11 protein-coding genes are annotated in these 15,093 nt (G+C 43.2%); 6 read left to right on the top strand and 5 right to left on the bottom strand.

Annotation, left to right across the window (positions count from 1 at the left end; genetic code table 11):
- Nucleotides 1-20: 20 nt before the first annotated feature.
- Together VL121_RS09010 and VL121_RS09005 are read right to left on the bottom strand one after the other, a co-directional pair.
- Nucleotides 21-965 carry an NADP-dependent oxidoreductase gene (locus VL121_RS09010; protein WP_325404376.1) on the bottom strand — a complete coding sequence of 315 codons (945 nt, stop codon included), beginning with the start codon at nt 963-965 and terminating at the stop codon, nt 21-23.
- Nucleotides 966-1,001: 36 nt separating this feature from the next.
- Nucleotides 1,002-1,691, bottom strand: coding sequence for a helix-turn-helix transcriptional regulator (locus VL121_RS09005; RefSeq protein WP_325404374.1), 690 nt, complete (start codon nt 1,689-1,691; stop codon nt 1,002-1,004).
- 213 nt (nt 1,692-1,904) lie between these two features.
- Between VL121_RS09005 and asnB the strand changes: the two genes are divergently transcribed.
- Nucleotides 1,905-3,581, top strand: a complete 1,677-nt coding sequence (asnB, locus tag VL121_RS09000; protein WP_325404372.1) for an asparagine synthase B — start codon at nt 1,905-1,907, stop codon at nt 3,579-3,581.
- Nucleotides 3,582-3,691: 110 nt separating this feature from the next.
- Here asnB and VL121_RS08995 read toward each other — a convergent pair whose 3' ends face one another.
- Entirely contained in the window at nt 3,692-3,895 is a 204-nt protein-coding gene (locus VL121_RS08995; RefSeq protein ID WP_325404370.1) for a hypothetical protein, read from the bottom strand.
- A gap of 216 nt (nt 3,896-4,111) precedes the next feature.
- On the opposite strand from VL121_RS08995, the gene VL121_RS08990 reads away from it, so the two are divergent.
- The 5 genes from VL121_RS08990 to VL121_RS08970 all read left to right on the top strand — a co-directional run bounded on the left by VL121_RS08990 (nt 4,112) and on the right by VL121_RS08970 (nt 10,059).
- Nucleotides 4,112-7,042, top strand: coding sequence for an FAD-binding and (Fe-S)-binding domain-containing protein (locus VL121_RS08990; protein WP_325404368.1), 2,931 nt, complete (start codon nt 4,112-4,114; stop codon nt 7,040-7,042).
- A gap of 508 nt (nt 7,043-7,550) precedes the next feature.
- Nucleotides 7,551-8,649, top strand: a protein-coding gene (gene prfB, locus VL121_RS08985; protein WP_414635409.1) for a peptide chain release factor 2 whose coding sequence is annotated in 2 segments (ribosomal slippage) — nt 7,551-7,598 and nt 7,600-8,649 — 1,098 coding nt in all. Because the reading frame shifts where the segments join, the coding sequence is not laid out codon by codon here.
- Nucleotides 8,650-8,846: 197 nt separating this feature from the next.
- The gene (locus VL121_RS08980; RefSeq protein WP_325404364.1) at nt 8,847-9,116 is read left to right on the top strand and encodes an RNA recognition motif domain-containing protein; all 270 of its coding nucleotides are present in this window, start codon (nt 8,847-8,849) and stop codon (nt 9,114-9,116) included.
- A gap of 215 nt (nt 9,117-9,331) precedes the next feature.
- Nucleotides 9,332-9,709 carry a hypothetical protein gene (locus tag VL121_RS08975; RefSeq protein WP_325404362.1) on the top strand — a complete coding sequence of 126 codons (378 nt, stop codon included), beginning with the start codon at nt 9,332-9,334 and terminating at the stop codon, nt 9,707-9,709.
- Nucleotides 9,710-9,813: 104 nt separating this feature from the next.
- Entirely contained in the window at nt 9,814-10,059 is a 246-nt protein-coding gene (locus VL121_RS08970; RefSeq protein WP_325404361.1) for an RNA recognition motif domain-containing protein, read from the top strand.
- Between the two features lie 81 nt (nt 10,060-10,140).
- Here the strand turns inward: VL121_RS08970 and VL121_RS08965 are convergent, their stop codons facing one another.
- Nucleotides 10,141-11,658: a RagB/SusD family nutrient uptake outer membrane protein gene (locus VL121_RS08965; protein ID WP_325404359.1), complete on the bottom strand. Its 1,518-nt coding sequence runs from the start codon at nt 11,656-11,658 to the stop codon at nt 10,141-10,143.
- 17 nt (nt 11,659-11,675) lie between these two features.
- On the bottom strand, nt 11,676-14,873 hold the full coding sequence (locus VL121_RS08960) for a SusC/RagA family TonB-linked outer membrane protein (protein ID WP_325404357.1): 3,198 nt from the start codon (nt 14,871-14,873) through the stop codon (nt 11,676-11,678).
- Nucleotides 14,874-15,093: the final 220 nt, after the last annotated feature.

Genomic DNA, 15,093 nt, shown 5'->3' with positions numbered 1-15,093 from the left:
CCGGTTGTGTTTAAGTTATTTTACGGCATAGTTACTACTACCTTTCCTCTTGTTCTTCCTGTTTCTATTTGCGCGTGGGCTTTCGCCATATCAACAAAAGAAAAAATATGCGAGACGTGCGATTGTATGATGCCTTGCTGCAGCAGGCTGGCTATAGCTTTCATATCGCTTCCAGCGGATTTAACCATAAAGGAATAGCCCTGCATTCCCTTAGCGCCGGCCTTCACTGTAACTGCTTCATTTAGTCCGGAAGGAATACTAACGATGGTAGCGCCTTTTTTCATCACTTCCAAAGAGCGGTCAATGCTTTCTCCACCCAGCGTATCCAGCACAAAATCAATATCCGATACCTGTTCATTCAATGGCGCGGCATTATAGTCAATATGTTCATCGGCCCCAATGTTCAATACAAAATCCCTGTTTGCTGCCGAAGCTGTTCCTGCAACCCATGCGCCAAAATATTTGGCCATTTGTACGGCATAATGTCCTACGCCTCCCCCGGCGGCATGAACCAATACTTTCTGCCCCCTTTGAATAGTAGTAAATGCTTTCATAGCCTGCCATGCCGTTAAAGCGGCAAGCGATGCCGCGGCAGCTTCATTATGCGAAATATTGGAGGGTTTTATGGTAAGATGAGCGGCAGGGGCGGCCGCATACTCCGCATAGGCTTTACCGTGACCCGGAAAGTTAACCATGCCAAATACTTCATCTCCCTTTTTAAATGCGGTAACGCCATTGCCTGCTTCCGCAACCACTCCCGAAATATCCCAACCCAGTATCAAAGGCTTATCCTCTTTTAACGCGTTGTACAGCGCCTTGCCGGAGCGGGTTTTTACATCTACAGGGTTTATGCTCAGCGATTTTACTGCTATCAATACCGCTTCATCTGTAATTGCAGGGATAGGCAGTTCTTTCAAAACCAGGTTTTGGCTTCCTCCCGGCTCTTGTAAAACCAATGCTTTCATATAATGTATGTTTTAATTGTTATTCAAAAGGTATGATCAGTAATTAACGGGTAATAGTTTCATGTATTCATTCAGGTCGGTATGGTCTTTTTTCCGGAATGCGGTTCCGGCAGAAGATAATTTTAAGATGCGCGAAACCCTGAAGTCGCGGTAGTCATTGCGCCACCAGCACCAGGCGATCATGTGCCAGTTAAAAGCATAAAATACAAGACCTATAGGTTCTGTCGCCCGGGAACTTACCTCATCCCTCAGGTTCTGGTATTCTATGTTAAGCATGGTTTGTGTTGCAATGGCATGCTGGATTTCAGATAAATATGCAAAATTATTTCCGCCAAATGCGCAGGTTACAATTTTTATCTGCGATTGCAGTTGCTCCAGCTTTTCTTTCTGGCTTCCGCGCAATACAGATCTGACCTTATTTAATGCCGTTTCGTAGTGTTTTTGAATAGATTGGTCGGAAAAACGGGCAGCAATACGCTCCATCAGTATCAGCGCGTTGGCTTCTTCGTTAGTAAAGGATACGGGCGGTAAAAAGTAGCCCTGCACAATGAAATAACCCCGTCCGGTTTCGAAACTTACCGGCACCCCAATTTCCGCAAGCGCCTTAACATCCCGGTATACTGTGCGGATGCTTATAGAAAACTTTTCAGCAATACGTTCCGCTGGCATATATCTTTTAGATTGCAGCATGGTTAAAATACCCATGAGCCGGTCAATACGATTCAATTGCGTTTTGATTTAGTGGAATTAAAATTACGCACAAAAGCATTCCCACCCATTCAGAAGAAGTATCATACATGCTTGTATTTTAAAAATTTTCATAATAATCGCCATATTCTTTGAATATTTTTCATCAAAATGAAAATATGTTTTTATATATCGCAAGCAATTGTGTATTTTTGACGAAATTTTTTAACCAAAGAAATAAATAGCATTTTTATGTGTGGCATAGTTGGCGTATTTGATTGCAAAACGGGTACGGAATCGCTTCGTCCCCAGATACTTAATATGTCAAAAAAGATCCGGCATCGCGGGCCGGACTGGTCGGGTATATACAGCGATGATCATATTGTTATTGCACACGAGCGTTTGGCCATTGTAGATCCGCAATCGGGCAGGCAGCCATTATATACAAAAGATAAAACCTTAGTGCTTGCGGTAAACGGAGAAATATATAATCACCGGGAGATACGGAAATCATTACCCAATTATGAATTTTTAACCCAGTCGGATTGTGAAGTGATCCTGGCTTTATACCAGGAAAAAGGTATTCATTTCCTGGAAGACCTGAACGGCATCTTTGCCTTTGCCTTATACGATAAAAAGGACGGCTCTTATTTTATCGCCCGGGATCACATCGGCATTATTCCTTTTTATATGGGCTGGGATGAATGGGGCAATTTTTATGTGGCATCTGAACTGAAGGCGCTGGAAGGTGTTTGTAATACTATTAAAGAATTTTTACCCGGCCATTATTTGCATAGCAAAGATGGCGGCTACGAACTGAAACGCTGGTACAAACGCGAATGGGAGCAATATGAAAATGTAAAAGACAATGTTTCTGATATAGCTGTTTTGCGTAAAGCGCTTGAAGACGCCGTACACCGCCAGTTGATGAGCGATGTTCCTTATGGCGTTTTGTTATCGGGTGGGCTCGATTCTTCTATTATAGCGGCAGTAACAAAAAAATTCGCGGCCAAAAGAGTAGAATCCGGCGATACACAGGCTGCCTGGTATCCGCAGTTGCATTCCTTTGCTGTAGGACTTAAAGGTTCGCCCGATCTGGCTGCGGCGCAAAAGGCGGCAGAACATATTGGTACCGTACATCACGAAATTCATTTTACCATACAGGAAGGATTGGATGCTATAAGAGATGTGATCTATCACCTGGAAACTTATGATGTTACTACCATCCGTGCTTCCACACCTATGTACCTGATGGCAAGGATCATTAAATCTATGGGTATAAAAATGGTACTTTCAGGTGAAGGTTCCGATGAGCTGTTTGGGGGTTACCTGTATTTTCACAAAGCGCCCAATCCGGAAGCGTTTCACGAAGAAACCGTACGGAAATTAAGCAAGCTGCACTTATACGATTGCCTGCGGGCCAATAAATCACTGGCTGCCTGGGGAATTGAAGGCCGTGTACCGTTTTTAGATAAGGAGTTCATGGATGTGGCTATGCGGTTAAACCCTGCTGACAAAATGGCCAAAGACGGCAAAATGGAAAAGTGGATACTGCGTAAGGCTTTTGAAGATTACCTGCCCGAAAGTATTGCGTGGCGTCAGAAAGAACAATTTTCTGATGGTGTGGGCTATAGCTGGATTGATACGCTCAAAACCGTTGCCAACCTTAAAGTAACAGATGAGCAATTAGCCAATGCCAGGTACCGCTTTCCTATCAACCCTCCCATGTCGAAAGAAGAATATCATTACCGTTCTATATTCAATGAGCACTTTCCTTCTGATGCTGCGGCGGCTTGCGTGCCTTCGGTACCCTCGGTTGCCTGCAGTACGCCGGAAGCGCTGGCCTGGGATAAATCTTTCCAGAACCTCAATGATCCCTCGGGACGCGCGGTAGCCAGCGTACACAATATGGCGTATGAAGAAAAATAAAGAGGGGAAAGGCTGTCAGCATTCAGCCCTCAGCTATGAGCAATACAGGAGAAGAAGTACATATCTTATCGTTAGTAGTCTTCACCTGATACCTGGCACCTAATGCCTGTTTACTCTGGTAACACAGGTCCATAATGCAATTTCTTTCCTATCTGGTTCCTGTTGGGGAAAAGAATATCGTGCGCGGTTTCATATCCTTCATCTGAAACCTGGTTAAGCATGCTCCTTTCTCTATAGCGGCGCGCGGCATATACAGCCAATCCGGCTAAAAAACCAACGGCTACCGCAACAAGTATTTTATCTGACTTTTTCATCCTCTGTCTTTTTACAAAGATAAAACAGCAAAGTATATAGCATATTAAATGGCGATAAAATATATACAAGCATGCAGCAACATTTACCGGTATAGTGTGTGGGCATTCATGGCCGGCTTTCTAAAAAAAACTAATTTCGCGGGCAAACAGTAAAGAAGAAAACGACCCGTAAAAAAATAAATACCCTTAAACGGTGTAATTTCCACATTTTAAGCAATGATGACAACTCAATTAGCGCAGCTTTCCTCAACCCTGGAAGGCGAATTGTATAGCGACAAAACAATAAGAACCTTATACGCAACCGATGCTTCGGCTTACCGCGAAATGCCCTTGGCCGTTGCCATGCCCCGCTCCGTAGCGGATATAAAAAAGCTGATCGCTTTTGCTCATGCGCAAAAAACGGCGCTGATACCCCGAACAGCCGGCACTTCACTTGCAGGGCAGGTGGTAGGCAATGGCATCGTAGTGGACGTATCAAAATACTTCACCCGGGTACTTGAATTGAACGCAGAAGAACACTGGGTTCGGGTACAGCCCGGCGTTATACGCGATGAGCTGAATCTTTTTCTTAAGCCACATGGTTTATTCTTCGGTCCGGAAACGTCTACCGCCAACAGGGCAATGATTGGCGGTATGGTAGGCAATAACTCCTGCGGGTCAAATTCTATAGTGTATCGCAGCACCCGCGAGCATTTACTGGAAATAAAAGCGTTGCTGAGCGATGGCTCGGAAGCGGTATTTAAGGCGATGGATATAGATGCGTTTCATGCCAAATGTGAAGCGCCGGATTTGGAAGGAAAGATTTACCGAAGCATACGCGGTTTGTTGAGCAATTACAACACACAGGAAGAGATACGGAAGGAATTTCCTAAAAAAACAGTGGAGAGAAGAAATACGGGATATGCCGTGGATATGCTGCTGGATACGGCGCCGTTTACCGCGGGAGAAGCCGATTTTAATTTTTGCAAACTCATTGCAGGCTCAGAGGGCACGCTGGCCTTTATTACGGAAATAAAACTGAATGTGGTTCCGTTGCCAAAGGAAGCAGGATTGTTATGCGTACATTTTAATACGATAGATGAATCGCTCAGGGCAAATCTTATAGGACTAAAATACAAGCCTTCTGCCAGTGAATTGATAGATCACTATATACTGGAATGTACGAAAGATAATATTGAACAAAGTAAGAATCGCTTTTTTGTACAGGGCGATCCGGGCGCTATACTGGTAATAGAGTTTACACGAAACACAAGAGCGGAAATTACTGCCGTGGCCCAACAGGCGGAAGCGGAAATGAGAGCGGCAGGACTTGGCTATTACTTTCCTTTATTGTTTGGAGAAGACACCAAGAAAATATGGACGTTACGGAAAGCCGGACTGGGCCTGTTAAGCAATTTGCCCGGCGATGATAAGGCTGTGCCGGTAATTGAAGATACGGCGGTTGATGTAAATGACCTGCCGGCATATATCCGGGAGTTTAATGACATTCTTAAGAAGTACAATTTGTATTCTGTGCATTATGCGCATGCCGGCAGCGGCGAAATACATTTACGGCCCATTATCAATCTAAAAACAAAAGAAGGGAATCTCCTTTTCCGGACTATTGCAGAAGAAATAGCCACACTGGTAAAAAAATACAAAGGCTCATTAAGCGGCGAGCATGGCGATGGCAGGTTAAGAGGAGAATTTATCCGGCAAATGATAGGTGAAAAAAATTATGAACTGCTCAAAGCCATAAAGAAGGCCTGGGACCCCAATAATATTTTTAACCCCAATAAAATTGTTGATACGCCGGCCATGAATACCATGCTGCGCTATGAACCCGGCCGGCAAATGCCTGCTTTTAAAACCATTTTCCGTTATCCCAACCAGGATGTATTGCAGCATGCCGAACAATGCAACGGGTCGGGCGATTGCCGCAAAACCCATTTGTCGGGAGGAACAATGTGCCCTTCATACATGGCAACAAAAAATGAAAAAGACACTACAAGAGCAAGAGCGAATATTTTAAGAGAGTTCCTTACGCATTCAGATAAAATAAATCGCTTTGATCATAAAGAAATTTATGAAGTAATGGATTTGTGCCTGAGCTGCAAAGGCTGCAAATCAGAATGCCCCTCCAACGTGGATGTAGCCAAACTAAAAGCGGAATTTTTACAGCAGTATTTTGACGCTAACGGGGTACCCTTGCGGAGCCGCCTTATTGGTAATTTTACCGCATTGTCAAAAGCTGGCGCTATGCTGCCCGGGTTATACAACCTGGTAATGACCGGTAAGCTAACCGCGGGGCTGGTAAAACGCATAGCGGGGTTTGCCCCCGGGCGCTCGATGCCTGAAATGTACAAAATAACATTAAGGCGTTGGTATAAAAGGCACAGGCAACAGGCTGCAAAGCATTATGCCCGGAAAGTGTACCTGTTTTGCGATGAGTTTACCAATTATAACGATACGGAAACCGGCATTAAAGCGATTTTGCTGCTGGAACAATTGGGCTATGAAGTGATTATTCCCGAACATATAGAAAGCGGAAGGTCATGGCTTTCCAAGGGATTGTTACGAAAGGCGAAAACGATAGCGGAAAAGAATGTCAGGCTTTTATCGCCGTTAATAAATGAACAAACCCCGCTCATAGGTATTGAACCCTCCGCCATACTTACTTTCAGAGATGAGTATATTGACCTGGCGGATGATGCTATGCTGGAAGAAACAAAACGTTTGTCGGCAAATGTTTTTACCATAGAAGAGTTTTTAAGCCGTGAGGCAGATGCGGGTAATATTACCGGCGGAATGTTTACAAAGGAACAAAAGAAAATTGTTTTGCATGGTCATTGCCATCAAAAGGCATTGTCTTCTACTGCGCCATCGGTAAAAATATTATCACTTCCGCAAAATTATGCTGTACAAATTATTCCTTCGGGATGCTGCGGTATGGCAGGCTCCTTTGGCTATGAGAAAGAGCATTATGATCTTTCCATGCAAATTGGGGAGCTGGTATTATTGCCCGCCGTTCGCAAACAGGCGGCCGATGTAATTATTGCCGCGCCAGGTACCAGTTGCCGGCACCAGATCAAAGACGGCGCTTCAAGAAAAGCATTGCACCCGGTGGAAATATTGTATGATGCGTTAGCGGACGTTGAAAGAAAATAAGGAGGCTTTAGTTTGCGGGACGGAGTACTATTGTCATTTCGCTTTTAATTTCAGGGGATTTCGATACGTATTCCAGAATTGCAATAATTCAATTTCTTTTTTTCTGCTATTAATACGATAAATCAATGACACTCTTTTATACAAAACAGTATGCCTGATATTTTGCTGCTTCCGGTTACGGGGAGCGCCAATACCCGGTTGCCTTGATAAAACAGAAACCTTCTTTTCAACCGTTAATGCAAATTTCTTTACTTCATTCGTAACTTTGCATCCAGCACTTTAGTATTTACCGGATAAAAGAAACAATGACAACAAAAAAAATCATATTTTCCTTCCTGCATTTTTTAAAAGGATTATTTGTGAAAAAGGATTGCTGCAGGTGAATGCATTTTTAATTTTAATGTGCGGTTTAACCCTCCTTGCGTTGGGTACCAACCGCATTAATTAAACTGTATTGCATCTCAAATTTTAAATTTCAAATCTCAAATAACCCTTATTTTTGCCAGCTATGACACAGGAGCACATAAAAGATATGAGACAAGCCGTTGGCGTGTTGGGGAGGTTTCTTTGACGTTGCTAACAGGCGCGACAAAATAATAAACGATAAGCAACTTACGCTTTCCTCCGGTTTTTGGGACGACAATGCCCGGGCCACACAAATTCTTAAAGATACTAAGCTCAACGAATATTGGGTAAAGTTGTATGAAGATGTACATACGGCAGTAGAAGACTTTGCCGTGTTGTTCGATTTTTGGAAAGAAGGAGAAGGAACGGAAGATGAAGTAAAAGCTGCGTACGAATTTGCCCATCACCGTATTGAAGAAGCGGAATTTAAAAGTACACTTAACCAGCCCGAAGATGAATTACCCGCTGTGCTGCAAATCAATAGCGGCGCAGGCGGAACGGAAAGCCAGGACTGGGCTGAAATGTTGGCCCGCATGTACCGTATGTACGGCGAGAAACAAGGCTGGAGCGTTAGTGAGTTAGACTGGCAGGAAGGCGATGGGGCCGGCATAAAATCTGCCACTTTGCAATTTGACGGACCCTTTGCCTATGGATTTCTTAAATCGGAAAGCGGTGTGCACCGGCTGGTACGCATTTCACCATTCGACAGCAATGCCCGGCGCCATACTTCCTTTGCCTCCATTTTTGTATATCCGCTGGTAGACGACTCCATTGACATAGCGGTAAGTGCCGCAGACCTGGAGTGGGAATTTTACCGCAGCGGAGGCAAGGGCGGTCAAAATGTAAACAAGGTAGAAACCGCTGTACGATTAAAACATACGCCGTCCGGCATTATTGTAGAATGCCAGCAGAGCCGCACCCAGGGAGAGAACAGGGAGAAAGCGTTAAAAATGCTGAAGAGCCGTTTGTATGAAGAAGAAATACGCAAACGGGAAGAAATGAAAAACGCTTCAAACGCCAACAAGAAAAAGATTGAATGGGGCAGCCAGATACGTTCTTATGTATTTCATCCATACAAAATGATCAAAGACCACCGCACAGAGTATGAAGTAGGCAATGTACAGCCCGTAATGGACGGTGAATTAGATGGCTTTATCAAAGCCTACCTGATGATGGAAAAGGAAGCGGAAACGCATTCCTGATTTGGAATAGCGGCACAACGGGTAACCCGTATTTTTAAAAATTAGCAGCATAACCAATATTTAAGTGTATATTCGTAAGGATAACAATTTGAGTTTATCAGCATTTTGTAAGTGAATGATTCCTGCTATTGGTTAGCCATCTTTTTTACCGCTGCTTTTTTCTCAGATCATTTTTATTCTTAAAATAATTTAAAGAAATGAACATTTATGTTTCAAATCTAAGTTTTGCCGTAGTGGATGCAGACTTAGTAAAACAATTTTCACAATACGGCGAAGTAAATTCCGTAAACATCATCATGGATAAAATTACCAACAGGAGCAGAGGTTTTGCCTTTGTAGATATGCCTGAAAACAGTGCCGCGGAAAAAGCTATCCGTGAACTGAATGGCGCATCTCTTGACGGACGGGTTATTAAAGTAAACGAAGCCCGGCAAAAAGAAGATAGAAATAAGTCTTCCTCTTATTAAAGAAATCAGAAGGGGCTGTCTAAAAAGTAATATTTTGCCACAAAGTCTCTAAGGCACGAAGAAAATAAAACCTGAAGATCAGCGCTATGTTTCTTAGGGGCTTAGCGGCATATCTTCTATACCAGCCCTTTTGAGACAGCCCCTTACTTATGCTTTTAACTAAAAGAATGTACATTCTGTAACTTTTAACCTTAGCAGGTGTTACCTGCCGGAATATGACAATTACTGACGCGGATAAAATTTTAAAACACTTAGTATTCAATTTGTATAAAGAGCTTTACGGATGCGGTATTAAATTAAGAAAAGAAGAGTTAATAGATCATCCCATGGAATCTGAGCTTAGCTTTTTGGGCAGATATACCATTAATATTAACCAGGCAGCTTTGTCGTTGTCCACCAATGAGTTTACTGTTTGCCTGTCACACCAATTAAGCAAGATAGTGGAATTCCGGAGCATGAACCTGTTATCAAAAATAAAAGACACGCTGTTTTCAAGATACTCTCCCTCCTATTTCATTGGCCGGGAAAAAAGGGCCAAAACCATGACGGCAAAAAGAAGCAAACAAACGCCCTATGCTACGGCAAACAGTTAATAGCCGTAATGCAATTACACTTTTGACAACCGGGTAAACGCCATTCCATTAAATAAAATAGGTGGTGTTGTTTTATATACTTAATTTATCCGGAAAGTTTTTATATGAATATACAGATATCCAACATCAGCCTTAATACCATTGATGCCGATGTACGGAAGCTATTTTCTCCTTTTGGTACAGTTGATTCTGTAATGGTAGTCCGCAACAAATTTAACGGGCGTTCAAAAGGCAGTGCCATTATAAATATGCCTTCTGATGCACAGGGCAGGCAGGCTATTATTTCATTGCATCAAACAATGATGGATGGAAAAAAGGTGTCGGTAGATGAGCTTCGCGATCCATTGTAGTTTTACCGGAATTATTAAAAAGAAAAGGGCCGCCCTTTTAAAAGCAGCCCCTTATCAATAAATAGCCATGCTATACTTACTTTAGAAACCCGGGTTGTTCGGCAACAAATTAGGATTAACATCTGTTTCCTGCTTGGGTACAGGAAAGAGCAATTGCTTTTCAGTAAATGTTGCATTGAAAACCGTTGTATGCCCAATAAAATCATCCCAGTTACCCGTTACATCGTTGTGTACTTTACGTGTTCTCAGCATATCAAACCACATCTTATTTTCAAAGCATAATTCAAAATAGCGCTGCAGCCAAACTTCTTTTTCAAAAGCATCCTGGCTCAATGCTCCAATTGGAGCAAGTTTAGCTCTCTGGCGAATAGCATTAACGTATGCTATCGCATTTGAATTGGGCGCGCCTTCTGCCCGGTTGGAAGCTTCAGCATACATGAGGTACACATCGGCTAAACGGTACAGGGTATAATTCAAATCCGATTTTACCGTGTTAACTACTGCCACCGAATCAAACCATTTGTAAATATATGGGCCTTTAAATGTTACCACTGTTCCGGGCGATTTAGCGCTGGGATAACTGCTGTAAAAAAACTGGCGTTCCTGCACCCGTTTATCACCTGCAGGAAAAGAGGCAATAAACTGGGGCGTTGGATATACCGATCCGTATTCGTCAGAATATTTAGAAATACCTGAATAGTTGGGAATAGTTAAAGGCGTTAACGGATTGGTGGAAGGTACACTGGCAGCATATTGCACCTGGAAAATAAATTCACCTTTATTTTTGTTGGCAGGATCAATCATATTCTTATACTCCGGGAACAACGTATAGCCACCATTATCTATCACTTCTTTTGAACGTTTGGCCGATTCGGTATAAGCGGCATCTCCACCATTGATTGCAGCGCCCGCATAGGTAAGGTACACATCTGCCAAAATGGATTTTACAACGCTCATGGAAACATACCCTGTAGTATTATTCCATCCCAGTGTTGACTGTTCGGCCAGCAGGAGATCGGGTATAATGATACTATCATAAATGGCTTTTGCCGGAGTACGCGGAAGATTTAATCCATCTACCGACCTGGGTACTTTTGTTACGTTGGGTACAGCGCCATACATCCTTACCAGGAAAAAATAATAGAAAGCCCGGAGCGTATGCGCTTCCGCAAGCAGGTTGGTTTTGGCTTCATCCGTCAATCCCGGCGCATTAATACCCGGAATTTGTTCTATAGCCTGGTTACACGCACCTATTCCTTTATACAGGTTCTGCCACCAGGTATCCACATAAAAAGAAGTGGCATTATAACTCAGGTTCTGAAACAGGGTGAAGTTCGTTTGACCCAGGTCGCTGTTTGATTTACCGGTCATAAATTCCATCAGGTTCCAGGTGTTACCGCCATAGGAAGAGGGCTGACCGCCCAGCATAGCACCCTGCAGGTTCTGGTAACAGGCATTGGCAAAAGCTCTTGCTACTTTAACGCTCGACAAAGACGATTCGGGCGTAATAAAATTCGTAGGTTCCTCTTCAAGGAATTTTTTGCATGAAGCGGTGAGCAAAATAACCGCTCCAATAATAATATATTTAATCTTCTTCATAATTCATTTTTTTATAGTTAGAAATTGAGGGTAACACCTGCATTCCATACGCGCGGCCGGGGATAGGAAAAAAAGTCGAGGTTCTGAGAAAACGAACCGTTAGCACCGTATGAACTGTTATAGGTATCCACTTCCGGATCGTACCCTGTATACTTGGTAATAATAAACAGGTTCTGAACACTTGCGTAAATCCTCAATTTGTTTATTTTAAGCCTGTCTAAAGTGTGGGATGGCAATGTGTAGCCCAGCACAACATTCTGTCCGCGAATAAAAGAACCGTCTTCTACCCACCAGGTATCGAACTTGGAGTCCTGCGCAAATTTGTAATTCCTTACCTGCGATATCATGGTATTCTGATGCTCCGGCGTCCATGCGTCCAATACCGTTTTAAGGCTATTGGCAATCGTCTGCCTGTCTTCTGAAGAATGCTTGAATGTGGCAGCCGTATTTATACCTTCCACAAAACGGATATCAAAAGAAAAATCCCAGTTTTTATAATTGATCGTGCTATTAAAATTACCGGTCCATTTTGGATACGCGTGCCCGATAATGCTATAATTTTCTGAACCATCCGCATTTAGCAGGTACTTCCTGTCGCCCGGCTTTAAACCCTGTGAGGCGGCAAGATCAGTTTCTTTGTCGCTATATGTACCCAGCCTTGTTCTGCCCCAGAAAGAACCAATAGCTTCTCCTACACGCAGGATATTCGTTTGCCCGAGGAAGTTAGGGCCGGGAAATATATCGGCATTACCATCTTTAAGTTTGATGATTTTGTTTTTGTTAGCGGCAAAAATAAAATTGGTTGACCATGTAAAATTTTTCGATTTGATATTAACGGTATTCAGGTTAAGCTCAACGCCGGAGTTTCTAACAGAACCTACATTAATGTACACAAAATTATTATTCAGGCCTGCAGACCATGGGATAGGCGCCTGCAATAACAAATCTTTGGTAACCCGGTTATAATAATCAGCGGTTAAGTTGATGCGGTTATTAAACAAACCCAGTTCAACACCTCCGTCTGCCTGCAATGATATTTCCCATTTCAGGTCGGGATTACCCAGGTAACTTGGAATAAGCGTTGACTGCAGGCTTCCGTTAAGTACCGTAGTGCTTGGCTGTATTTGCGCGATAGACTGGTACTGCCCGATTTCCTGGTTACCAGACGTACCATAACTGGCCCGTACCTTCAGGTTGCTGATGATACTATTGCTGTTGTCCTTCATGAAATTTTCTTCAGACACTCTCCACGCGGCGCCTACCGAGGGGAAGAATGCGTATTTTTTATTGGCGCCGAATTTAGATGACCCATCGTAACGACCGGTAGCAGTAAATAAATATTTATCACTGATATTATAAGTAACGCGGGCAAAATAAGAATTCATTGCCCATTTGTAGTCCTGCGATTCTTCAGCAGAGCGAACAGAACCGGCCTGCAAATAATGCCATTGAAAAATATCATCAATAAAGTTTTGTGCTTCCGCTCTTATTCGTTCCTGGTTGAACTCCTGCCACGAGGCGCCCAGCAAAGCGGTCATTTTATGACCATTACTGAACTCCTTATTCCAGGTAAGATAGTTTTCAGACTGCCAGTAAGTATTGTTGTAAGCGTTCAGGTTGGCAACACCACCCTGGTCCTGCGACAGGTTATGTAAATCTCCGGCAGAGTAGAAATTATTTTTTTGATCATTCAAATTAAATCCAAAATCAGATTTAAAATCAAGGTCTTTTGTAATGTGAAATAACAGGTAGGTATTACCCAGCGTTTGGAAGTTGTTATTGAGCGTATACCTGTTTTGAGCTATGTGCACAGGATTAGCGCCACCTTCCAAACCATCAATATCACTATTGCCGGCCCAGGTGCCATCGGGGTATTTTACAGGAAGAATGGGCACTTCTTCTGTAACCATCCTCGGCACATTTAATCCGCCATTACCGTCTGACACCACCCGTTGACGGGACTTTATTAAAGAAAGGTTACCGCCAATCTTCAGCCACCTGTTTACATCATTATCTAATGTAAACCTGGCAGAATAACGTTTGAAGTTTGAATTTGCCATTATGCCATCCTGGTCTAAATAACCTAAGGAAACGCTGAATAAAGTTTTGTCGTTGCCGCCCTGGAAGTTAAGCTGGTGACTATGCGATACTGCGGGTTTATATACTTCCGATTCCCAGTTGGTATTATAAAGCGGCTTATCATTGGCGTCAAAAAGCAAGGGGAAGTTGGTATGATTTAAAGCTTTGGGAGGCGTCCATACCCCACCCAGCGGATCAAATTTTTGCCCGTTGGCAAAGGACAGGTTGTATACATCCACAAACTCCTGTGCATCAAGCGCAGGTAAATGCCGGTATAGTTCACCAACATTTACGTTTCCATCATAGGTAACGCTTGTACCACCGCTCCTGCCGCGTTTGGTAGTGATCATAATAACACCATTGGCGCCACGTGCACCGTAAATGGCGGTAGAAGAAGCGTCTTTTAATACTTCCAGTGAAGCAATATCATTAGGATTAATGCTGTTGCCATCAACGCCTGCCACACCATCTACTACGTACAGCGGATCAAGACTCGAATTAATAGATCCCAGTCCGCGAACGCGAACCTTAGCTCCGGCACCGGGAGCATTATTATTTACGCTTACATCAACGCCTGCCACTTTTCCCTGTAAAGCCTGCGTAACGTTTGGCACCGGCCGGTCCATTAACTGATCTGCCTTTACTACGGCAACAGCGCCGGTAAGATCAGATTTTTTAGCGGTACCATAACCTATTACCACTATATCAGTGAGGCTGCCCGTTTCAGGCGTTAATGTAATGTTTTGTAACCGGCCCGCATTATTAGCCGGTACTTCAACACTGTTAAAACCCACGTAGCTGATGACCAGTACGGCATTGGCATTACTTACATTAATACTAAAATTACCGTTAGCATCCGTTGTGGTTCCGTTAGTAGTTCCTTTTTCAAGCACGGTTACTCCCGGAAGCGGCTCTCCTTTATCGTTCTTCACTTTTCCTTTAATATCAATCGCATCATTTTTTTCAAAACCACTATTTGCTGATCCGGGTTTAAGCTCCGCATCCCTATTGTAAGGATGTGCAAAAGCGGGAGCATGTAAACCGAAAACACTCAATAGCACCATCTCCGTAAGAAGCAGGTACCTGTTTAACAAATGACGTATGCCATGCCATACGCCGCATTCATTTTTTTTCATATCAGATTTGTTTAAGTTGATGATAGCTGCTGTAAAAGCAGTTTACTTTTTTTACAGAGGAATGAGCTATCCTCCGTATGCTTCATGTGTGTGCTTAGGTAATTGTATTCATATGCAGATAGTTTAAACGAATGAATGAAATAGATACCCTACAAAATGAACACCAGGGGATGCATTTCAAATTGTCGCCGGTTGGTGAAACACCAACCGGGGCGTCCGC

The organism is Agriterribacter sp. (assembly GCF_035497235.1).
GTDB lineage: Bacteria > Bacteroidota > Bacteroidia > Chitinophagales > Chitinophagaceae > Agriterribacter.
Note: the sequence above shows the minus strand (reverse complement) of the source record. Positions and strands in the feature narration are given on the sequence as shown.

What these genes read in the sequence shown, in the direction of transcription:
- VL121_RS08990 (WP_325404368.1), top strand. Translation starts at nt 4,112, where the DNA reads ATGATGACAACTCAATTAGCGCAGCTTTCCTCAACCCTGGAAGGCGAA.
- VL121_RS08970 (WP_325404361.1), top strand. Translation starts at nt 9,814, where the DNA reads ATGAATATACAGATATCCAACATCAGCCTTAATACCATTGATGCCGAT.
- VL121_RS08965 (WP_325404359.1), bottom strand. Translation starts at nt 11,658, where the DNA reads ATGAAGAAGATTAAATATATTATTATTGGAGCGGTTATTTTGCTCACC.
- VL121_RS08960 (WP_325404357.1), bottom strand. Translation starts at nt 14,873, where the DNA reads ATGAAAAAAAATGAATGCGGCGTATGGCATGGCATACGTCATTTGTTA.
- VL121_RS08995 (WP_325404370.1), bottom strand. Translation starts at nt 3,895, where the DNA reads ATGAAAAAGTCAGATAAAATACTTGTTGCGGTAGCCGTTGGTTTTTTA.
- asnB (WP_325404372.1), top strand. Translation starts at nt 1,905, where the DNA reads ATGTGTGGCATAGTTGGCGTATTTGATTGCAAAACGGGTACGGAATCG.
- VL121_RS08980 (WP_325404364.1), top strand. Translation starts at nt 8,847, where the DNA reads ATGAACATTTATGTTTCAAATCTAAGTTTTGCCGTAGTGGATGCAGAC.
- VL121_RS09010 (WP_325404376.1), bottom strand. Translation starts at nt 965, where the DNA reads ATGAAAGCATTGGTTTTACAAGAGCCGGGAGGAAGCCAAAACCTGGTT.
- VL121_RS08975 (WP_325404362.1), top strand. Translation starts at nt 9,332, where the DNA reads ATGACAATTACTGACGCGGATAAAATTTTAAAACACTTAGTATTCAAT.